Here is a 19,735-nt window from a genome sequence, read left to right as displayed (position 1 = left end):
CTAGCGCAAGCCAGGGCCCGTTTCGGTTGAGATTCCGTCAACCGTCCGCTCCTGTGACGCTCACACTCTTGGGAACGGCGCGGGCGCCGCCTATGTACGCGGCCAGCGGTTCGAGGGCGGGCGAGAAGAGCGCGAAGTCGGCGTCCTTGCCGGGCTCGAGGCTCCCCTTGCGCCCGGCCGCGCCGACGGCCCTGGCCGGGTTGAGCGAGGCCATGCGCACGACCTCCGCCAGCGGCAGGCCGACCTCGAAGTGCATCACCTGGAGCATGCGGTCGAGGAGCGTCGTGCTGCCCGCGAACGCGGTGAGGTCCTTCAGCATGGCCACGCCGGGCCCTACGACGATGTCGAGGCCGCCGAGCTTCAGCTCCGTCCCCTCGGGCATGCCGGCGCCGTGCGTCGCGTCGCTGACGATGCAGAGGCGGTCCGGACCGATGGCCTTGTACGCGAGGCGCAGGAGCGTCGTCGGGAGGTGGCGGTGGTCGGCGATCACCTCGACGGTGAGGCCGTCGAACGCGAGCGAGGCCTCCAGCAGCCCGGGCTTGCGCCACGGGCCCTCGCGCACGGTGGTGGACTGGGCGCTGAACAGGTGGATGACGTGCGTGAGCCCGCGCGCCATGGCCGCCGCCAGGTGCTCGTCCCTGGCGCTCGAGTGGCCGGCGGCCGGCACGATGCCGAGCGCGCTCAGCCTGGACGTCAGTTCCAGCGCGCCGGGCAGCTCGGGCGCGAAGCTCATCAGCCTGATGGCGTCGGCGTAGGCGAGGAGTTCGTCCACGGTGCCGTCGTCCGGGTTCCGGATGTGTGCAGGGTCCTGGGCACCCGACTGCGCGAGGGCGAAGTACGGGCCTTCCACGTGCATCCCGAGAACCTGGGCGTGCGCCGGCGCCCCGTCGCCGGGGTCCGGCTCGTACGGCGTACGGTCGCGTGGCGTTCCGTCGCGCGCCGACCGGGCGGCCGGCGAGCGCAGCCACCGCCGCCCTTGTGCCAGCGCGGCCGTGAGCTCCGGGATGCTCGCCGTCAGCGTCGTAGGCAGCACGCTCGTGACGCCGTGCGCGAGCTGCGTCGCGAGGATGCTCGACCACGCCTCGTCGTCGGCTTCGTTGAACAGCCGGCCGCTGGCGCCGTGGGTATGGATGTCGACGAGGCCAGGCAGCACGTAGGCGCCGCCGGCGTCGAGCGTGGGTGCGGCCAGTTGGTCCGCCGTCAGCTCCGACTCGGGCACGACGGCCGCGATCGTCCCGTCGACCACGACCAGCGCCGCGCCAGGCGCCAGTCCGTCGGGGAGGACTAGGGTGCCGCCTCGCACCACGAAGCCGGCCCCGGGGCGCGGAACCGCGCCGTCCGTCACCGGTCCGCCGCTCGCAACTCGATCGTATAGTGCATGTCGCCTCCGACCCCTTCGTCCCCTGGCGTGCCGCTCAGAGTCCCATCGTACGTGGTCGCTTGGCGGTCCTGTGATCCGAAGGTGAAGGTGAACAGCGCCTCCGCGTCCTCGTCGGCCCCGAGCGGGAAGGTTGGCACCCTGACCGGCCTTCGCACCGCCGTCCCCGTCGCGTTCGGTATGAGTCGACTGCCGCGCTTCCCGTGGTTCCCCACCCCGCAAGTCTTGTTCATGACTGGATTCTGGCAGCGGGAGGGCCCCCGAGCGCACGGGCACACGGCGGTGCGTTACAACGGACCGGCGGCCGTTCGGCCGGTCATGGCGCGACGCCCGGGCGGCACCGGCGAGCGGTTGGTACAGTGCCGGCATGTCTGCCGATCCCGCGCCGCTCAACGTCGTCGACCTGCGCGTGCGCCTCGCCGGCGTGAGCGTGCTCGACGAGGTGACCTTCCGACTGGCCGCGGGCGACGTCGCGCTCCTCGTCGGACCGAACGGGGCGGGCAAGAGCACGTTGCTGCGCGCCGTCATCGGACTCCTGCCCAGCAACGGCGAGGTCGAGATCTTCGGGCGCCCGAACCGCAGCATGGGTGCCCGTTCCAAGTTCGTCTTCGCCCCCGACGACCCGGCGCTCTACGAGGACCTGACCTTGCGCGAGCACGCTCGTCTCAACGCCGTCCTGTACGGCCGGCCGGACGCCGACGCCAGGGCGCTCGAGTGGCTGGGCGCGTTCGGCCTGGATGCGCGCCTGGACGAGTACCCCGGCACCCACTCCCGCGGCATGCGTCAGAAGCTCTCGCTCTCGCTGGCGCTGGGGTTGGAACTGCCCCTCACCATCCTCGATGAGCCCTTCAACGGCCTGGACATCGCCTCGCAGGAGCTGCTCGCCGCCGGCCTGCAAGCGCGGGGCGCGGCCGGGGGCGCCGTGCTGCTGACGGGCCACCAGCGCGACCTCGAGAGCGTGCTCGAGGCGAGGCGGCTCGAGCTCGTCGACGGCACGCTACGCGCGTGACGGCCGGCGTCGCTTACCTGAGGCGGCGCACGGTCGGGCGCGCCATGCGCGCCTACCGCGACTGGGTCGGCCGCGCCGTCGGCTGGTGGACGATCGTCTACCTGGTCGCGTGGCTGGTGGTCTTCGTCATCGCCGGCCTCGAGACGCTCGAGCCCCTGGCCGCGCCGCTCGCCGGCCCCCGGCCGTACCTGGTTGGCGTCTTCGTCGCCTCGTTCGCGAGCGTCATACTCGCCAGGCGGGCGCCGCCCCTCATCCTCGACCGGCGCGACCTGTTCCGCCTCGGTCTCGCCCCCGTGCCGCCATGGTCGGCGCTGCGATGGCGCTTCATGCTCAAGGCGGCGGGCCTCTTCGCCATGGGTGTCTTCGTAGGCCTCGTGTGGACGGCCATCGCTCCGGCACTCTTCTGGCGAGCGACCCCGTTCGCGGCCCCCGTGATAGGGCTCGTCCTGGTGGCCCGGTTCTGCGCCGCCTGGCTCGTGTACGCCTACCGGGCGTCCGGCCTACGCGCTTGGCACGTCGCCCTGCTCGGTATCGCCCTCAGCGCGGTGCCCTACGGGTTCGCGGACGCGCTCCTCGGCGCCTCGCCCGTCGTCCTCATCGCCCCCATCGCCGTCGTCGCGCTGGGCGTCGTGTCCGTCAGGTCGTCGTTGGCGGAGGAGTGGCCGCCGCGCTTCGCCTCGCAGAGCCTCGTCCTCACCCAGTTGCAGGCCATGCGCCTGATGCAGCTCATGGCCGGGATGGCCAGCTTCATCCGCCAGGCGGCGGCCGACGGCGGAGAACGCCGGCGCCTCCTGGCCGCCCTCTACGACACTCCGGGCGCCACCCGGCCGAGTCGGTCACTGCCGCTCCCCGCCGCGGAGGCCCCGGTCTGGCGTGCGTTCGCCTGGCGCGCGCTGACGCACTTCTGGCGCGCCCCCTGGTGGCGGCAGGTCGCTACGCTCTGCCTCGCGCTCCTCGCCGGCGGCCTGGCCGCCATGGTCGGCGCCGGCGGAGGGGCGGGCGCGTTGGGTACGACGCAGCCGTCTGCCGGCACGCTCGGGAGCCTGTTCGGCGGCCCGTTGGCCGTGTTCGCGGCGGCGATCCTCGTCGCCCGCGCCGGGACCGGGCTGCTTGGTCCGGAGTTCGCCGTCGGGGTCATGCCGCTCGACCCCTACTCGCGCACCCTTGGCCGGGTCGTTCCAGCAGCGGCCGTCATCGTGTTCGCGCTGCTCGCGGCGAGCATCCTCCTGGGCGACGCCGCCGGTGGCCTGTTCTCCGGCGCGGCGCTCGTGCTAACCGTGCTCTTGGTGGTGGAGAAGTACGGCTCCTGGAGCGGCACCGGCGCAGCGCGCTTGGAGGCCCAGCTCGTCGCCGCGCTGCTCGCGGCGTTGCCTGCCTTCGTGCTGGCGGCCTTCGGGGTGCCCGGTTGGACGTTCGGGGCGCAGATCGGGCTGCTCATCGTCGTCTCCCTGATCGGCGTGTGACGGCCGTCCGCGGCCGTCCGCGCTATTAAGCGGGATTTAAGCACCCCTCTCCTAACCTTGGCTTACCTTAAGGAGGAGACCGTGCGCATCCGCACCTTAGTCTTCGTGGCCTTGGCCTTGACTCTCACCTCGGCGCTCGCCCAGCAGTTCAACGGCACCTTCGTCGACCAGGCCAACGGCATCAGCATCGCGTTCCAGCAGGCTCAGAACGGCACCTTGTCGGGGGCCGTCATCACTGGCAACGGCCAGTTCCCGCTGCAGGGGCAGGCCGACGGGCAGTACGCGTACGGCGCCGTGCAGTCGCAACAGGGCGTGCTCGGTTTTCAAGCGCAGGTCAGCCCGGACGGTTCGATGCTGCAGGTCCAGTTCTACGAGATGGGGCCGAACGGCCAGCCCGTCGGGCAGGGGCAGACGATGGTCCTGCAGCGCCAGGGCGGCGCTCAGACCGGCTTCCCGACCCCGCCTCCAGGGGCCGTGCCGGTGAACCCCGGCGCCGGCACCCAGCCCGGTACGCCGACCCAACCCGGCATGCCCACCCAACCTGGCATGCCCACCCAACCCGGTTTCGGCACGCAGCCGGGCTTCGGCACCCAGCCCGGCATGCCCACCCAACCCGGTTTCGGTACGCCCACCCAGCCTGGCATGCCGACGCAGCCGGGCTTCGGCACGCCGACCCAACCCGGCATGCCCACCCAGCCGGGTATGCCGACCCAGCCCGGCTTCGGCACGCAGCCGAGTACGCCGACCCAGCCCGGCTTCGGTACGCAGACCGGCGACATGACGGGCACCTACGTCGGCAACAACGGCGCGTTCGTGCTCTCCTTGCAGGGCGCGCAAGGCGGCTACGTCGGCTACATCCAGGACCAGGGGCAGCGCTACCAGTTCCAGGCGCACATCGACGACGACGGGTCGGTCCACGGCCAAGGCAACCAGTTCGAGTTCTGGGTCTACGAGGACGGCGGCTACACGATGCTGGACATCGGTGACACGACCTACATGCTCCAGAAGACCTCCAACCAACCCACGCCGTGAGCGCGACCGGCGATCGGGGAAGCGGGAAGGTCACGCGCCGCGCCGTTCATGGCGGCCTACGGAAGGAGGCGCAGGTGAGTGAGTTCGGACGACGCAGCGCGCTGGCGCTGCTTTGCGCGGCGGCGCTCGGCCTGGCCGCTGGCCAGTACTACCCGTACGGCTACCCGGCCGGGTACCCCTACGGCTACCAGTACGATCCCACCATGGGTGGCATGTACGGCATGCCCTACGACCCGACCATGGGCGGCATGTACGGCTACCAGTACGACCCGACGATGGGTGGCGCGTACGGCATGCCCTACGACCCGACCATGGGCGGCATGTACAACGCCAACCTCGATCCGATGGCGCAGATGGACCTCATCGGTCAGCAGATCCAGGCGAAGTTGGACGAGTACAACAAGTACTTCATCGACCTCTACCGCAAGACGACGGGCGACATGACCTCGCCCGACTCCTACGCCCTGCAGATGGGGCAGGCGATCCACTGCCAGCAGAACCCGCTCGACTGCCAACTGGCTTACCAGGGCTCGAAGGCGGCGCAGGCCAGCCAGCAGGCGAGCTTCGACGCCTGGATGGCGGGCGTGAAGCAGCGCGACGCGGCCAACGACGCGGCCATGGCCGCCTGGTGGCAGCAGCAACAGGCGCAGGAGGCGGGCGTCGCCGACTTCAACCGCACCGTCATCCGCGAGGAGGACCAGTACACGGACCCCACCACGGGGACCACGTACGACCTGCCCTACGCCCCTAGCCAGAACACCTACTACCAGACGCCGACCGGCTTGCCGCTGGTCTTCGACCCCGCCTTCAACGTGTGGTACCAGATCAACCCCGACGGGAGCAGGACCCCGTACTACGGGGCGCCTTAGCCGCCCTCCGCCTTGTCGAGCAGGGCAAGCGTGCTGGGCTGCGGTTCCAGCCCCGTCTCTTGCCGCAAGAGCTGGGCGAAGCGCTCCAACGTGCGTTGCGCGTCCCTACGGCGCCCAAGACGCATGAGGAGGCCGAGCAACACCTGCACGGCCTCCTCATGCATGGGCTCCAGCTCGAGCAGGCGCTTCAGGTAGCGAACGGCGTCCTCGACCCTCCGGGTGCCGTCCGGTTCGCTGACGTCAGCGGAGGCGTTCGCCTCGGCGCCCGCCAGCAGGGCGTCCAGGACGCGCTCGTGCAGGTTGAGGCGCTCCTCGACGACGGTGTCACCGTCCACACCCGGCGCGAGCGGACCGCGGTACAGCGCGGTCACCGTCTCCGTGTCGCCACGCCCTAGCGCCGCCTCGAGGCGCGCGTGGTCCGACTCGAAGCGCGTCAGACCGCTCTCGAGCAGGTAGGTCGTCACGCCCCAGGGCTCCAGGAGCTTGCGCAGCATGTTGAGCTGGACGCCGAGGTTGTTGCGCTGCTTCTTCTGGTCCGTGCCCGGCCACATCTCCTCTGCGATCGCCTCGCGCCCGACACCCAAGGCGAGCAAGGTGACCAGTTCCCGCTGGCGGTCGGTGAGGGGCACCGGCTCGCCCAGGCGGTCGACGCTCACCTCGCCCAGGACCTTGACCTCCAGCGGCGGCACCTCGCCGAGGCGCAGGCGGATGGCCTCCGTCCAGCCCGAGGCTAGGACCTCGGCGAGGGGGTAGGCGCGAGCTAGCTCGGGCCGGTCCTGCGGCAGCGCGGTGAGAGGCACCCCGGTGTAGATGAGCATCCCCTCGCGGTTGGTGCTCAGCTCCAGGATGGCGTCCAGCTGCTCGTGAGTGCGTTCGACGAGGTAAGCGGCCGCATGCCAGTGGAGGCGGAACTCGCGGTACGGGTAGGCGCCGCGCGTCTGTTCGAGCAGCTCCCTAGCCCGCGCGCGGTCGCCGCGCCGCTCGTACGCCCACACGAGCTCGAGCTTCGTGAACGGGCCGACCTCGAGGACCTCCTGCAGGTCGATGGCCGCATCGAGGTCGCCGGCCCGGCGCAGCGCGCGGAGCCAGAGGGCGCTCACGCGTTCGGAGAGCTCGAACCGCTCCCACTTGCGCGCTCCGGCCATGAGGGCGGGGAAGGCCGCCGTGTCCCCCTCGAAGTACGCGAGCATCGAGTTCACGACGACCGCCCCGTAGTCGCGCGCCTTCGTGGCGGCCGCCCGCGTGGCCTCGAGGGCGCCGGCCTCGTCACCGACGAACGCCTGGGCGACGGCCAGGTTCTGCTTGAACGTCACGAACGCCCCGTCGTCCAGGCCGGGGGCGGAGGCCACCTCGCGGATCATGGCGAGCAACTCGTGCGGATCGCCGTGTAGTTCCCACAGCGTGCTGGCTAGGTTCGCGCGGCCGACCAGCGCGAAGGTCGTCTGTTGCTCGCCGGCCTCTGCCGCCTGGAACTTGGCGAGAGCTGCTCGGAAGCTCCGCTCGGCCTCCGGGTAGTCGCCCTGCGCGAAGGCGACGAGGCCGAGCCCCCTCAGGATCGCCCCCGCCTCCTGCGGCGCCAGCTCGTCCAAGAGGTCGAGAGCGACGGCGCTGAACTCGGCCGCTTGCGCGAACCGCTTGACCCCGCCGAGGCCGGAGAGCGTCTGACTGGCGATGGCCGAGCGCAGCCGCGGCGCCAACGCGGCGTTCGTGGCGAGCTCGCGCGCGTCGTCGAGCGCATCCTCGAAGCGTCCGAGCGTCAGGCGCGCGAGCGTGGCGTGCGCGCGCCGCTCCAGCTCCGGGCTCGGCGGCACCGCCGCGTCCCACCTGAGGAACGCCTCGGGGACGTTCAGGGCCACGGTGGCGCCGTCGCCGCCTATCAGGACCTCCCTCAGCCCGGTCAGGAAGCGCGCGCGCTCGCAGGCCTCGCCGCGCCGCGCGGGTTCGAGCCGGTGGGCCTGCTCCCCGAGGGCGGCGTTCACCTCGGCGTCGTGCGCTCCGAGGACGCTCTCGGCTATGAGCGGATGCAGGCGGTAGCCGTCCGTGAGCGTCTGGAGGAACCCGGAGCGCGCGAGGTCGCCCGTGGCCGCTACCGCCGCCTGCTTAGGGAGGAAGTCCACAGTGGCGAGAAACATCAGCTCACGCCACGCGCGTTCGCTCACGCTCCTCTTCACGCCCTCCAACAGGGTCGCCTGCTGCGGGAGGTCGCCCGTCAGCGCGGCGAAGTGGAGCGGCAGCGACCAGCCCCGCGTGAGGCGCCACGCCTCGTGGCCGCGCTCCCGGTCCTCGAAGAGCTCGGCGGCCTCGTCCTCCTGGAACGCGAGCTGCTCGCTGGTGAGGTGCAGCAGGCGCCCTTGCGTGCGCAGCTTGGGTAGCTCGAGGTAAGGGAGGTGGCCGCGGCTCGCGAGGAGGACCAGGCCGGGGTGGTGCTGGAGGATGGGCGCCAGGTCTTCGCTGCCTTGCAGGTCTTCCAACACGAGGAGGGTCGGCTCGCGCCACAGCTCCTCGTCGATGATGCCCCACGGCGCGGCGGCCGGGAGGGAGAGCCGTTGGGCCAACAGGGCGCGTGGGTCGCGGCCCGCGAGCGAGAGCCACGCGACGCGCCAGCCGTCGCCCTCGAGCTCCTCGGCCCACTGCCCGGCCAGGACGCTCTTACCGTAGCCGTACGGCGCTTCGAGCCACACCATGAAGCCCGGTTCGTCCGGCATGCGCTCCAGCAGCCTGGTGCGGCGCAGGTGGAAGGGGGTTGCCGTAGGCCGGACGCTGAGCATGTTCGCTCCAGGAGCTTCGCGCTCCGTGGCTTCGTGGAACCGAGTATAGCCAGCCGGGCGCTCCTGGCGCCTACTGTGCGGCGGTGGGCCTGACGGGGCTCTTAAGTCGGCATTAAGCGGGGCGGCAGTAGTCTGCGCGCCATGGAAGTGGACGGCGTGGGGGTCTTCGAAGAGCCGAACCGGTCGGATGGCGGTCGGGCGCTCGCGACCGAGGCCCGGCCGGACCTCGGCTCGTTGAGCGTCGAGGAGTTGGCTGAGCTGTGCGCGAGCTTGGAACGCAGGGTCGTCAGCGGCTCCGCACCGCTGGCGACCTACGGCGACCTCGCGTCGGCGCAGGCCGAACTGCGCCGGCGCGGCCTCGCCGGCGTTACCGAGGGCGCCGCCGGCCCTACTTAGGCCAGGCTCGCTGCTAGGCGAGGGTCACTGCGTACCCGCGTACCAGAGCTCGTTCACCTGGAAGCCCACGTTCGCGGCCTGCTTGCGGTAGCGGGTGAACACCAGGAACCCGGAGCTCGGGTCGTAGTAGTTCTCGAGCGCGTCGCCGCGGCCCTGGTACACGACGAGGGCGGCGCCGTTCTGCACCCCGCCGAAGTAGACCTGCATGCCGGTGAACGGGTCCTGATCGAGGACCTGACCGGCCTGGAGCCGGGCGAGCACGTCCGGCGCGGCCCACAGGCCGCCCATGGCCGCGCTGCCGAACGCGCGGTTAAGCCTGACCTGGTCGGGCGGCAGGCCCTGCGTCGTGGCCAGTTGGGAGACCTGGTAACCGAGCAGCGCACCGCCGAAGCGCTGGGTGAACACGTAGCTGATGGCCATCGCGGAGCCCGGCAGGGGCGGCAGGCCGCCGCCGATCTCGGCGCGGCTCTGCCCCTGGTAGAGGACCGTCAGGCCCGGCGTGGCCCAGTCGGGCGCCGGCCGGTCCGCCCACGGCACCTGCAACTGCCTGGTGCCGCGGAACAGCAGGTGGCTGTAGCTGACCGCGCCCTGGTTCTGGAACACGACCGTTCCGTTCGGGTCGCTGGCCATCACGCCGGGCTGGGCGTCCATGCTGCCGCCGAAGAGCAGCAGCCCGGAAGCGACGTCGTAGGTGTTGCTCGAGTAGCTCGCTTGCGTCATCGTCGCGATGGACACGGTGTCGAGCTGCGTCCCGTTGACAAGGCGCGGCCCGCGCCACACGCGCGTCATGCCGTCGAAGCCGGGCTGCATGGCGGCGAGGCGGGCAGGCGCCACCCAGTAGGGGCTCAAGGAGCCCGTGTCGCCCACCACGGCGTCGACCCCGCTCAGGGCGTAGGCGTCCGACTGCAGGTCGGTGTTGAGGTAGCTCCGCACGTCGCCGACGAAGCCCTCGGCCCCCGCCGACAGGATGTCGATCTGGACGAGCCCGACGCCCCCGCCGCCGTACGTCGCCTCCACCCGGTTCCACTGCTCGTTCTGCCAGACCCAGCCGTTCGGGTCCGGCACGAAGCGGCTCCCGGACAGGCTCGAGCCGCCCGCGTCCCACGTGAGGCGCGAACCGACCTGGAGGAAGGCGGGCGGCTGGGCGAAGGCCGGGGCGCCGGAGAGCGTCAGGAGGGCGGCGACTACGTGCAGGACGAGCCGGTCGGGGCGGGGCGCCCCGGCGATGCGACGCGCGGTGCGGGTCATGGCACATGATAGGGGCGCCGTAGCGAACGGTGGCCGCAACCGTCGCTCCGGGCCGGCGACCCGCGCCTACACCGGAGGCTAACGGATGAGTTCGCGGTTGACCGTGCCCGGCCTCATTGCGTACACTTCACGACGTTCGCGCCGCGGTGCGCGCCGTGGGTCGTTAGCTCAACCGGTAGAGCAGCTGACTCTTAATCAGTAGGTTGTAGGTTCGAGTCCTACACGACCCACCAAACGTAAGATAGGACGTGCCTCACGCGAATGAGCACGTCCTGTCCTGGTTTTGGGGTCGCGGGAGGCGAGCCACGTGATCCGAGACGCCACGGAAGCGGACCTGACAGCCATCGCGGAGCTGTACGCGCACCACGTCCTATACGGACGCGCGTCGTTCGAGGAGGCGCCCCCTGACGTCGCGGAGCTGGCCGCGCGGCGGCTCGCGGTGCTGAGCCTGGGGCTGCCCTACCTGGTGGCCGAGAGCGACGGCCGGCTCGGCGGGTTCGCGTACGCCGGCGCCTTCCGCCCGCGGGCCGCCTACCGCTTCACGGTCGAGGACTCGGTCTACGTGGCCGACGGCATGGCTGGCCGCGGCATCGGCACTGCCCTGCTCACCGAGCTGATAGCTCGGTGCGGGGCCGGACCGTGGCGGCAGATGGTGGCGTCATCGGTGACGGCGCGGCCCCGTCCGTCGCGCTGCACGCCAAGTTGGGCTTCGTGCATGCGGGACGCCTCGAGGGCGTCGGTTTCAAGCTCGGCGCTTGGGCCGACCTCGTGATCATGCAGCGCCCGCTTGGCCCCGCCGGTTCGCTGCCGCCGCCCGCACGGATGCGCTGAGCTTGGCCGGGTGAGCGTGCGCCGGGTGAGCGTGCGCTACCGCCTCCGTTCGGTACGCTCTGAGGCGCTGATGGACGACCTGGCGGCCGGCGACCCGAGAGTGACTCGAGCCCCGGGGGCGTGCTGATGGGCCTCCTGGTCGCGGTGGTCGCGGCGGCGCTCGTCGTCTGGCTCCTGGTGAGGGGCAACCAGGCCCGCCGTGACGCGAAGGAGGTCAAGGACCTTCCCCAGGCCGACCTCCTCGTCGAGGCCCTCTACCGCGACGGCGTGCGGCTCGGCTACAGGCACGCGTGGGCGCACCAGGCGGAGGCGGAGCGGCGGCGCGTGGCGAGCTTCGTGCGCAGGCGCGAGCGCGTGCTCGTCGCGACGTTGGGCAGCGGAGCGCTCCTCGCCGGCGTGGCGCTCGCGGGCGCCGTCGGCGCGCTGCCCGCGCAGGCCGAATGGGCCGCCGGGCTGCGGCCGTGGCTGTGGCTGGTCCTCGCCGCAACTGGCGCCGGGCTCGGCGCCTGGCTGGCCGTTACCCTGGCGCCCCGCGACTACCCTGGGTTCTCGGCGGCTCCCGACACGGTGGCGACCCACATGGCCGCGGCTGCGGCCGAGTTGGACGAGGTAGCCAAGTCACACTCGGCGCGGCGGACGGAGTTGACCCGGTCGTACCTCGCGAAGCTCATCGACGACCGTTTCACCGCCGGCCTGCAGCAAGGGCGTCGCGAGGCGACGAGGCTCTTCAACGAGGCCGACGTGCAGACACGCGTCTCGTCCGCCGCCAATGCCGCTTACGTGCAGGGGCGCGCCGACGGTGCGAGCGAGGCGCAGAAGCTCGCTTCCGAGGCCTACGGGCGGGGCGTGGCCGAGGGCCGGCGCACGGCCCTCGGCGCCATGGAGGAGCGCTTGCGTGCGGAGCGCCAGACCGCCTACCAGTCGGGCTACGGTGCCGGTCGAACGGAGGCGCAGGCGCGGGGGCAGCCGGCCGGCTCCGCTCGTCCCCGCACGGTCGCCGAGGCCCTGACGGTCCTGGAGGTACGCGAGGGCGCCTCCAAGCTGGAGATAGAGCAGCGTTACCGGGAGTTGCGCGCGGCGGTGCACCCGGACGCCATGCGCTCGAAGAAGATGCCGCGCGCCATGGTCAAGCTCGCCGAGGAGCAGTTCAAGCTGATCGGCGAGGCGTACGACATCTTGAGGAGGTAGCCCCGGCGGTATGGGCGCGGCCGTCGTTACCCGAACGTGTGCGGCGAGGTTGAGGGTCGTCGGTGTCCTGGCGCGGGCGCGCTCACTTCCAGATGGTCAGCAGCGCGCCGGCGACCATGAAGGCCACGCCCAGACCCAGCTTCCACGAGACCTGCTCGCCGAGGACCACGGCGGCCAGGACGATGGTGAAAGCCAAGCTGACCTTGTCGAGCGGCGCCACCCGCGAGGCAGGAGCCATCTGGAGCGCCTTGAAGTAGGCGATCCAGGAGATACCGGTCGCGATGCCCGACAGCACGAGGAACACCACGGAGCGCGGCTTGAGCTCGCGCAGTGCGTGGTGCTCCTGGAACGCGAAGGTGACGCCCCACGCGAACACGAGCACGACCACCGTCCGTATCGCGGTGGCGAGGTTCGAGGGTACGTCCTTCACGCCGATCTTCGCCAGGATCGCCGTCGCGGACGCGGCCACCGCCGAAAGTAACGCGTAGCTCCACCAGGGCATGCGGTTCGGGCCTCCTGATCCCCCAGGATTCTAGGCGAGACGTTCGGGACCGGGCCATCCCCGGGGAGGCAGAGGCCGCACCCGCCACCGCGAGACGCCCCGAGGCGGCCCGCAAGGCTATCATCGGCAACTTGAGACCGCCGCAGCGTCGGCGGAAACCGAAGGAGTGCCCGATGAGACGTTCCCGGACGACCACGATCGCTCTGCTCCTCTCGCTAGTCCTGGGGTTCGCGTGGGCGCAGGGCGACGCTTTCGACGTGGCCGTGTTCTTCCCGGGTCGCCTGGGAGGGAACCCGATCGAGCCGCCCATCACAGCCGGTGTCGAGCGCGTGCGCGAGGCGTTCCCGAACGTGACGGTGCGCGTGATCGAGGGCGGGGCCGCCTCCGACTGGGAGTCGGGCGCGATGGCGCTCGCGGCCGGCGGCCGGTACGAGCTCATCATCACGTTCACCGAGGGCATGCCGCAGATCGTGCAGGAAGTGTCCCGGTACTTCCCCGGGCAGCGGTGGGCGGTGCTCGACGCGGCCGCGCCGGACCAGCCCAACGTCTACTCGCTTGTGTACTCGGACGAGGCCCTCGGCTTCCTGGGCGGGGCCGTGGCGGGGCTGCTTGCCACCGCGGACGCTCCGAGTGGGAGCCCGGACGACCCGACGGTCGGGCTGCTCGCCGGCACGCCGTACCCGGCGATGGACACGAAGATCCACCCCGGCTTCGCCGCCGGCGCGCGGTACGTGGCCTCGGGGGCGGACGTCCTCTACGCCGTCGTCGGCGACTGGAACGACCCGAACCGCGCGCGCGACCTCGCGCTCGGCATGTTCAACCGCGGCGCGGTGGCGGTCATGGCGGTCACGGGCGGCGGCGACAGCGGCGTGTACCGTGCCGCGAGCGAGTCGGGCGGCTACGCGGTCGGGGTGAACACCAACCAGAACGGCGACGCCCCCGGCGTGATCCTGGCCAGCGTGCTCAAGCGTCTCGACAACTCCATATACTCCGTGGTCGAGCGCGCCATGGCGGGCGAGCTCCCGTACGGGACGCTCGAGAGCGCCGGGGTGGAGGAGGGCGCCATCTCCCTGGCCGAGGACGAGTTCTACGAGCAGTACGTGCCGGGAGCCATACGCGCGCGTCTGAGCGAGATCCAGGCGGGCATGGCCTCCGGCGCCATCGACTACGTGAGGCTGACCGAGGCGGCGCTCGAGGCTCGGTGACGGCGAGGACGGGGGCCTTTAGCGTCGAGCCGCGGGCCGGAGTAGGGCCTGACGAGAGGGAGACGGGGCGGCTTGGAGAAGGGCGGCGTGCGTGGGCTACCTCGAGTGCCACAAGCTCGGTAAGGCGTACGACGGGACCCGCGCCCTGCAGGACGTCAGCTTGCGTGTCGGTCGCGGCCGAGTCCACGCCGTCATCGGTGAGAACGGCGCCGGCAAGAGCACCCTGGCCAAGGTCATCGCTGGGTTGGTCCCGTTCGACAGCGGCACGCTGACGCTCGCCGGCCGACCCTACCGCCCGGCCTCGCCGCGGCAGGCCGCGGCCGCGGGCGTAGGCATGGTGCACCAGCAGCCCATGCTCTTCTCATCGCTGAGCGTGGCGGAGAACGTGGTCCTCGGCAAGGAGCCGGGCCGCCTCACGGTCGACCGCGCCCTGGCGCGATCCGAGGTCGAGACCGTAGCGCGCCGCTACGGCACATTCATCGATCCGCGCGCCAAGGTCGCTGACCTGTCCGTGGGCGAACGACAGCGGGTCGAGATCCTGCGGGCCCTCTACCTGGGCGCCGACCTGCTGATCTTCGACGAGCCGACGGCCGCCCTCGCGCCTCAGGAGGTTGCCGAGTTCCTGGCGGGGGTTCGGCGGCTCGCGGCCGAAGGCAGGACGGTCGTCCTGATCGCCCACAAGCTCGACGAGGTCCTGGCCGTCGCGGACGACGTCACGGTCCTGCGCGCCGGGCGGAACGTGTTCAGCGGGCCCGCCTCTGCCGTCTCGGAGTCGGAGCTGGTGGGGTTGATGGTAGGGGGCGTCGCGGTGGGCGCGGCCGCGGCGACGGGTGCCCGTGCGGAGCCGCCCGGGCCGGTCGCCGCGGCCGCCGAGGGCGACCCCTACGGCTCCCCGGGCGCCGTCTCCCTCGCGGTCGTCGGGCTGAGCGTCGTCTCCGTCGCCGGGCGCGCGGCGCTGCGCGACGTGTCGTTCACGGTGCGCGCCGGCGAGGTCGTGGGGGTCGCGGGCGTCGAGGGCGGAGGGCAGGAGGAGCTCGAACTCGCCCTCTGCGGGCTTCTCGAGCCGCGGTCCGGCACGGTCGAGCTCGCCGGTCACGACGTGACGCTGGCCGACCCACGCGAGCGGCGCAGGCGTGGGCTGGCCGCCGTGCCTTCCGACAGGCTCGCATGGGCTTGCGCCCCCGCCGCGTCGGTGTTCGACAACGGCGTCTCCCAGCTGCAGTACCAGAGCCCGTTCGGCTTCCTGCGCCCTGCGCTCCTCGAGCGGTCCGTTAGGCGGCTGCTCGCGGAGTTCGACGTGCGCACGCCCGGGCTCTCCGTGCCCCTCGCGGCGCTCTCGGGCGGCAACGTCCAGAAACTCGTGCTCGGCCGCGAGCTGACGGCGCGACGGCGTGCGAGGAGCGAGGACCTCGGGAGTGGCGCGACGCCTGGTGCTCAGCCGAGCGTCGCACGCCACGCCGACCCTTCGGGGCAAGGCGTTCCCGTTGCGCTCGTCCTCGGCTCGCCTACCCGCGGCCTGGACGTGAGGGGCATCCGCTACCTCCACGCGCTCGTCCGTCGCTACCGCGACGCCGGCTGCGCCGTGCTCCTCCTCTCCACGGACCTGGACGAGGTCATCGCGCTCAGCGACCGCATCGTCGTGCTCGCCGGTGGCGCCGTCGTCGCTACCCTGCCTGGCGCCGGCGCCACTGGCAAGGAGGCGTTGGGCCGCCACATGCTCACGGGCGTGAGCGCCACGTCGTGAGCGCAACGCTCCTGAACCGGCTCGCGGACGCCCTCGGGCTGCTCGTCACGCTGGTCGTAGCGCTAAGCGTCGGCGTGCTCCTCGTCGTTGGCGCGAGCGCGGAGCCTGGCGCCGCCTTGAGGGCGTTCTTCACCGGGCCGTTCACGAACGCCTTCTTCTTCGGGAACATGCTGCAGGCGGCCGCGCCGCTGATCGTCACGGGCCTCGGCGCGGTGATCGCCTTCAGGGCCGGCGCGGTCAACCTGGGCTTGGAAGGGCAGGTGTATGTGGGCGGGCTCGCCGGGGGCGCCGCCCTGCTGCTGGCCGGGGCGCACAGCGGCTGGTTCCTGCCCGTCGCCGTGTTAGTCGGGGCCGCGGCCGGTGGGGCGTTCGCGGCGCTGTCCGGCTGGCTGCGCGTCCGGTTCGGCGCGAGCGAGGCCATCACGTCCTTCCTCGTCGGCGCGGCCGTCATCCAGCTCTTCGACCTCGTGCTCAGGCGCTATCTCGTCGACGCGGCGGCGGCGTTCCCGGCTACCCGCACCCTCGAGCCCGCGTTGAGGCTCGGGCGCCTCCTGCCCCCCTCGAACCTCAACGCGAGCTTCTTCCTGGGGCTCTCCCTGGCTGCTCTCGTGTTCGTTATGCTCTTCCGGACGCGCTTCGGCTACGCCCTCAGGATGACGGGGAGCAACCCGCGCTTCGCGCGCTTCAGCGGGCTGCGCACCAAGCGCTCGTTCGTATGGGCGCTGGCGCTGAGCGGCGCGTTCGCCGGCGCCGCGGCCGTGCTCGAGGTCGCGGGCGTGCACGGGCGGCTCATCACGGGCTTCTCGAACGACCTGGGCTGGAACGGCATCACGGTGGCCCTGATCGCTCGGCTTCACCCTCTCGGGGTCGTGCCGGCCGCGCTCCTGTACGGCTACCTGCAGGTCGGCGCCAACGCGGCCGGCCTCCTGTCCGACGTGTCGCCGCGCGTCGCCACCGTCGTCCAGTCCGTGATCTTCTACCTGATCACCGCCCAGGCGCTCTACGTGTGGTTCCGCCGCGCGTTGGGCCGCCGCGCAGACCGGCCCGGCGAGCGGGGCGCACTCGGGCCCGGCGGGGGGCCGCGCGCGTGAGCGTCCTCGGCGTGTTCGACCTCCAGCTCCTGCACGACGTCCTCAGGCTCGGCGCCCCCCTGGTCGTCCTCGCGCTGGCCGGCGCGCTCACGCAGCGCGCCGGGCTCGTCAACATCGGTCTCGAGGGCGTGCTCCTGGCCGGCGCCTTCGCGGCGGTGCTAGGCGCCGGGCTGACTGGCAGCCTGGTCGTTGGGGTCGCGTGCGCGGCGCTCGCCGGCATGTTCCTTGCGCTGGTGTTCGGCTGGTTCTCTCTCTACCTTCGCGCCAACTTGTTCATCGTTGGGTTGGCCACCAACGCGTTCTCGGCGGCCGTCACCGCCTACGCCGCCTGGCTGCTCTCCGGCCAGGCGGGGCAGCTCCGGTTCGCCGGCATGCCGACGTTGCCGCGCCTGGCGCTTCCAGGCGTCGCCGGCTTCGGACCGTTGGCGTTCCTGAACGGTCACACTGCGCTCGACTACCTCGCCTGGTTGCTGGTGCCCGTCGTCGCTCACGTGTTGTTCCGGTCGCGTTTCGGCCTGAGGCTGCGCGCGACGGGCGAGGACCCCGCCGCCGCTCGAGCCGCGGGGCTACGGGTCGACGCCCTCCGGTACACGGCGGTCGCGGCGAGCGGCCTCCTGGCCGGCCTCGCCGGGGCCCAGCTCTCGCTGACCCTCGGGGGGTTCGTGCAGGACATGTCGGGCGGTCGCGGCTGGGTGGGCCTCGTGGCGGCCATCGTCGGCGGCGCCACGGCCTGGGGCTCCGCCGGCGTGGCGCTCCTCTTCGGTGCGGCAGAGGGGGTGGCGAACTCGCTGCAGCTCACCGTTCGAGGCGTGGCGCCGCAACTCCTCCTCGCTTTCCCCTACGTGCTGACCCTCGTGGCGTTCGTGGGGTACAGCGCCGCTCGCAGGCGCAGGCTCGGGGTCGGCGACGAGTGAGCCCGGGGCCGACCTTTCAGGGTCGGGCGGACGCGGCGGCCTCGCCGGTCCGCCGCTCGCCCAGCCGGCGGTTCGGGGCTTCCCCGCCCGGTCGCTCCCGCGCCGCGCTGGTCTCTCGGCCTTGCCTCAGTCGAGGGCGACGGCCTGCGCCACCTGCCGGAGCTGCGCGAAGACCTCTTCGCGGCGCAGTCGCCCGCCGCCGCCGAGCCGTGCGTTCGCGGCGCCAGCCGCCACGCCCAGCCTCAGCGCTTCCGCCGTCGGCCACGCTTGGGCGCCGGCCCAGAGGAAGGCCGCCAACAGGCAGTCGCCGGACGCGACGGGGTTGACGGCGTCTATCGACGGCGCCGGCACGAAGGCGCTCTCCGTGCCGACGTACGCGGCGCCGGCCGCCCCGAGGGTGAGCAGGACCGGGACGCCCGTGCGCGCGTACACCCCGCGGGCCGCCTCGACCGGGTCGGCCGTTCCCGGGCTCAAGAGCCCGATCTCGTGCTCGTTCGGCTTGACGAGGGCGACGCCCGCGGCGGCGGCCGTTACGAGGAACGGCCCGCTCGTGTCGACGACCGGCTTCTCGCCGCGCCTCTCGGCGATCGCGGTGAGGAACTTTCCGAACTCCTCGGGAGACAGGCCGGGCGGCAGGCTGCCGGAGATGACCAGGCGCCCCTCCGGCAGCCCGGCGGCGAGCCGCTCCCAGTCGCTCGCCTCGGCCAAGGGCCCCGGGTCGTTGATCTCCATCGGCTGCCCGTGTCCGTCCACCACGATCTGGCACTCGCGCGTCTCGCCGGTAACCGCTACGAAGGGTCCGTCCAGGCCGTCGCGCTCGAGGAGCGCCTTGAAGCGCGCGGCGTTGAGACCGGCGAGGAACCCCGCCACCACGACCTCGGCGCCCAGCGCCTTCAGGACGCGGGCGACGTTCATCCCCTTGCCGCCCGCCGATTCGCTTACGCGCGCCACGCGGTTCAGGCCGTGTGGCGCGCGCGGCCGGCTCAGATGCAGGATGCGGTCGACGGCGGCGTTCGGCGTCACGCAGACGAAGCGCACGCCCTCACCTCACCTGTCCGGAGTCGGGGTCGGCCATGAGGCCGGACACGTCAACGGCCTCGAAGTCGCTCCCCTCGATCCGCTTGAGTTGCTGCAACGCCTCGTTGTCCCAGCGCTCGTCGGGTGCGCCGGAGAGGAACCAGCTCGAGCCGTTGTCCGCGAGGACGAGGCCGTAGCGCTGCATGGCCCTCACGATGACCTGTACTTCCGGCGCCATGCCGCTCGCGTCGAAGTCGGCGCGCAGGCGGAAGCGTTGACCCATGGGCGGCAGCTCGGGGTCGCCATGGCTGGAGGCGTCATGGCGCGCGGGCCATACGTGGGCGTCGCGCGTGCGCGGCGCGGTGAACCGTATGGCGTGGGCGATCTCGCCCGCCGCCACCTCGTCGTAGCGCACGAGGCCGGGGAGGATCGGGAGGCCGGCGGCATCGGCCGAGGTCCAGCCGTCGGGTCTGAGGGCGTTGCTCCGCAGGTCGAAGACGGCGCCTGAACCGGCGGCCCAGCTCCCGTCCCTTCGCGACTCGGCGTCGAACAGCTCGTACAGGACGCAGCTCGAGACGTCTATTACGAGCACGTGCCGGTCGCCGCCGTCCGCCACCCCGCCGGGCGGTGCGCCTTCCACGGGCGCGTCGCGAGGGATGGGGTACGGCGCCCGGTCGGACTCTTCCGGGTAGTAGAAGCTCACGGTCACGGTCGGCTGGCCGGCCGCGACCGTGGTGAACGGGATGCCGATCGGCGCGCCCTCCCAGAGCCCCGAGCCGAAGTCGGCGTGCACGGACGTGCCCGCCCCGATGGACGCCACGTAGTCGCCCGTTGGTGGCATGATGGGTAGCCCGTCGACGCGGGCGTTCCAGATGTTGTCGGCCGGCAGCATGGGGCAGCCGGCGAGGTCCGGCCCACGCCCTGGCGGGGGAGGGGTCTGCGACCTGCTCCCGGCGCAGCCGCAGAAGGCCGTCAGGAGCAGTGCGGTAACGACCGCGGTCCTTGCCGCGTCGCGGGTCGGGTGGTGGGGCATGACCCCATCATGGTCCGCCCCGGGTGCCGGCGAGTGTGCGAAGTCCG

The 19,735-nt window shown here is 72.1% G+C and carries 18 protein-coding genes and 1 tRNA gene; 12 read left to right on the top strand and 7 right to left on the bottom strand.

Annotated elements, in window-relative coordinates:
• Nucleotides 1-37 precede the first annotated feature (37 nt).
• Nucleotides 38-1,345, bottom strand: coding sequence for an amidohydrolase family protein (locus tag M9914_10905; protein MCO5174685.1), 1,308 nt, complete (start codon nucleotides 1,343-1,345; stop codon nucleotides 38-40).
• Nucleotides 1,342-1,611, bottom strand: coding sequence for a hypothetical protein (locus M9914_10900; GenBank protein ID MCO5174684.1), 270 nt, complete (start codon nucleotides 1,609-1,611; stop codon nucleotides 1,342-1,344). The genes M9914_10905 and M9914_10900 overlap by 4 nt, the downstream gene beginning before the upstream one ends.
• 134 nt (nucleotides 1,612-1,745) lie before the next feature.
• Here M9914_10900 and M9914_10895 point away from each other — a divergent pair, with 134 nt between their 5' ends.
• From M9914_10895 to M9914_10880, 4 genes are all read left to right on the top strand, one after another.
• Complete coding sequence (locus M9914_10895) at nucleotides 1,746-2,387, top strand: ABC transporter ATP-binding protein (protein MCO5174683.1); 642 nt, start codon at nucleotides 1,746-1,748, stop codon at nucleotides 2,385-2,387.
• Nucleotides 2,384-3,850, top strand: a complete 1,467-nt coding sequence (locus M9914_10890) for a hypothetical protein (GenBank protein ID MCO5174682.1) — start codon at nucleotides 2,384-2,386, stop codon at nucleotides 3,848-3,850. Before M9914_10895 ends, M9914_10890 begins: the two co-directional genes overlap by 4 nt.
• An 81-nt stretch (nucleotides 3,851-3,931) precedes the next feature.
• Nucleotides 3,932-4,882, top strand: a complete 951-nt coding sequence (locus M9914_10885; protein ID MCO5174681.1) for a hypothetical protein — start codon at nucleotides 3,932-3,934, stop codon at nucleotides 4,880-4,882.
• A gap of 74 nt (nucleotides 4,883-4,956) precedes the next feature.
• Nucleotides 4,957-5,751 (top strand): hypothetical protein, encoded by a 795-nt coding sequence (locus M9914_10880; GenBank protein MCO5174680.1) that lies wholly within the window; start codon nucleotides 4,957-4,959, stop codon nucleotides 5,749-5,751.
• Here M9914_10880 and M9914_10875 read toward each other — a convergent pair.
• Complete coding sequence (locus tag M9914_10875) at nucleotides 5,748-8,519, bottom strand: hypothetical protein (protein MCO5174679.1); 2,772 nt, start codon at nucleotides 8,517-8,519, stop codon at nucleotides 5,748-5,750. The genes M9914_10880 and M9914_10875 overlap by 4 nt on opposite strands.
• A 141-nt stretch (nucleotides 8,520-8,660) precedes the next feature.
• Between M9914_10875 and M9914_10870 the strand changes: the two genes are divergently transcribed.
• The gene (locus M9914_10870; protein ID MCO5174678.1) at nucleotides 8,661-8,915 is read left to right on the top strand and encodes a hypothetical protein; all 255 of its coding nucleotides are present in this window, start codon (nucleotides 8,661-8,663) and stop codon (nucleotides 8,913-8,915) included.
• Between the two features lie 24 nt (nucleotides 8,916-8,939).
• Here M9914_10870 and M9914_10865 read toward each other — a convergent pair whose 3' ends face one another.
• Complete coding sequence (locus M9914_10865) at nucleotides 8,940-10,163, bottom strand: hypothetical protein (protein MCO5174677.1); 1,224 nt, start codon at nucleotides 10,161-10,163, stop codon at nucleotides 8,940-8,942.
• A gap of 157 nt (nucleotides 10,164-10,320) precedes the next feature.
• Here M9914_10865 and M9914_10860 point away from each other — a divergent pair.
• The 3 genes from M9914_10860 (at nucleotide 10,321) to M9914_10850 (ending at nucleotide 12,182) form a co-directional block, all read left to right on the top strand.
• A tRNA-Lys gene (locus tag M9914_10860) sits at nucleotides 10,321-10,396 on the top strand.
• Between the two features lie 74 nt (nucleotides 10,397-10,470).
• Complete coding sequence (locus M9914_10855) at nucleotides 10,471-10,935, top strand: N-acetyltransferase family protein (protein ID MCO5174676.1); 465 nt, start codon at nucleotides 10,471-10,473, stop codon at nucleotides 10,933-10,935.
• A gap of 185 nt (nucleotides 10,936-11,120) precedes the next feature.
• The gene (locus tag M9914_10850) at nucleotides 11,121-12,182 is read left to right on the top strand and encodes a DnaJ domain-containing protein (GenBank protein MCO5174675.1); all 1,062 of its coding nucleotides are present in this window, start codon (nucleotides 11,121-11,123) and stop codon (nucleotides 12,180-12,182) included.
• Between the two features lie 82 nt (nucleotides 12,183-12,264).
• On the opposite strand, the gene M9914_10845 is transcribed toward M9914_10850, so the two are convergent.
• Nucleotides 12,265-12,684 carry an EamA family transporter gene (locus M9914_10845; protein ID MCO5174674.1) on the bottom strand — a complete coding sequence of 140 codons (420 nt, stop codon included), beginning with the start codon at nucleotides 12,682-12,684 and terminating at the stop codon, nucleotides 12,265-12,267.
• A 173-nt stretch (nucleotides 12,685-12,857) separates the two neighbouring features.
• Between M9914_10845 and M9914_10840 the strand changes: the two genes are divergently transcribed.
• The 4 genes from M9914_10840 to M9914_10825 all read left to right on the top strand — a co-directional run bounded on the left by M9914_10840 (nucleotide 12,858) and on the right by M9914_10825 (nucleotide 17,638).
• Nucleotides 12,858-13,889 carry a BMP family ABC transporter substrate-binding protein gene (locus tag M9914_10840; GenBank protein MCO5174673.1) on the top strand — a complete coding sequence of 344 codons (1,032 nt, stop codon included), beginning with the start codon at nucleotides 12,858-12,860 and terminating at the stop codon, nucleotides 13,887-13,889.
• 91 nt (nucleotides 13,890-13,980) lie between these two features.
• Nucleotides 13,981-15,633, top strand: a complete 1,653-nt coding sequence (locus M9914_10835) for an ATP-binding cassette domain-containing protein (protein MCO5174672.1) — start codon at nucleotides 13,981-13,983, stop codon at nucleotides 15,631-15,633.
• Nucleotides 15,630-16,724, top strand: a complete 1,095-nt coding sequence (locus M9914_10830) for an ABC transporter permease (GenBank protein MCO5174671.1) — start codon at nucleotides 15,630-15,632, stop codon at nucleotides 16,722-16,724. Before M9914_10835 ends, M9914_10830 begins: the two co-directional genes overlap by 4 nt.
• Nucleotides 16,721-17,638, top strand: a complete 918-nt coding sequence (locus M9914_10825) for an ABC transporter permease (GenBank protein ID MCO5174670.1) — start codon at nucleotides 16,721-16,723, stop codon at nucleotides 17,636-17,638. Before M9914_10830 ends, M9914_10825 begins: the two co-directional genes overlap by 4 nt.
• Nucleotides 17,639-17,764: 126 nt before the next feature.
• Here the strand turns inward: M9914_10825 and M9914_10820 are convergent, their stop codons facing one another.
• Entirely contained in the window at nucleotides 17,765-18,676 is a 912-nt protein-coding gene (locus M9914_10820) for a PfkB family carbohydrate kinase (GenBank protein ID MCO5174669.1), read from the bottom strand.
• 4 nt (nucleotides 18,677-18,680) lie between these two features.
• Nucleotides 18,681-19,688, bottom strand: coding sequence for a hypothetical protein (locus M9914_10815; GenBank protein MCO5174668.1), 1,008 nt, complete (start codon nucleotides 19,686-19,688; stop codon nucleotides 18,681-18,683).
• Nucleotides 19,689-19,735: the final 47 nt, after the last annotated feature.

The sequence above is a fragment of the Trueperaceae bacterium genome, from assembly GCA_023954415.1.
Taxonomy (GTDB): domain Bacteria; phylum Deinococcota; class Deinococci; order Deinococcales; family Trueperaceae; genus JAAYYF01.
The sequence above is the reverse complement of the archived record's forward strand: the minus strand, read 5'-3'. Positions and strand labels throughout refer to the sequence as shown.

What these genes read in the sequence shown, in the direction of transcription:
- M9914_10895 (MCO5174683.1), top strand. Translation starts at nt 1,746, where the DNA reads ATGTCTGCCGATCCCGCGCCGCTCAACGTCGTCGACCTGCGCGTGCGC.
- M9914_10845 (MCO5174674.1), bottom strand. Translation starts at nt 12,684, where the DNA reads ATGCCCTGGTGGAGCTACGCGTTACTTTCGGCGGTGGCCGCGTCCGCG.
- M9914_10815 (MCO5174668.1), bottom strand. Translation starts at nt 19,688, where the DNA reads ATGCCCCACCACCCGACCCGCGACGCGGCAAGGACCGCGGTCGTTACC.
- M9914_10840 (MCO5174673.1), top strand. Translation starts at nt 12,858, where the DNA reads ATGAGACGTTCCCGGACGACCACGATCGCTCTGCTCCTCTCGCTAGTC.
- M9914_10850 (MCO5174675.1), top strand. Translation starts at nt 11,121, where the DNA reads ATGGGCCTCCTGGTCGCGGTGGTCGCGGCGGCGCTCGTCGTCTGGCTC.
- M9914_10865 (MCO5174677.1), bottom strand. Translation starts at nt 10,163, where the DNA reads ATGACCCGCACCGCGCGTCGCATCGCCGGGGCGCCCCGCCCCGACCGG.
- M9914_10875 (MCO5174679.1), bottom strand. Translation starts at nt 8,519, where the DNA reads ATGCTCAGCGTCCGGCCTACGGCAACCCCCTTCCACCTGCGCCGCACC.
- M9914_10900 (MCO5174684.1), bottom strand. Translation starts at nt 1,611, where the DNA reads ATGAACAAGACTTGCGGGGTGGGGAACCACGGGAAGCGCGGCAGTCGA.
- M9914_10870 (MCO5174678.1), top strand. Translation starts at nt 8,661, where the DNA reads ATGGAAGTGGACGGCGTGGGGGTCTTCGAAGAGCCGAACCGGTCGGAT.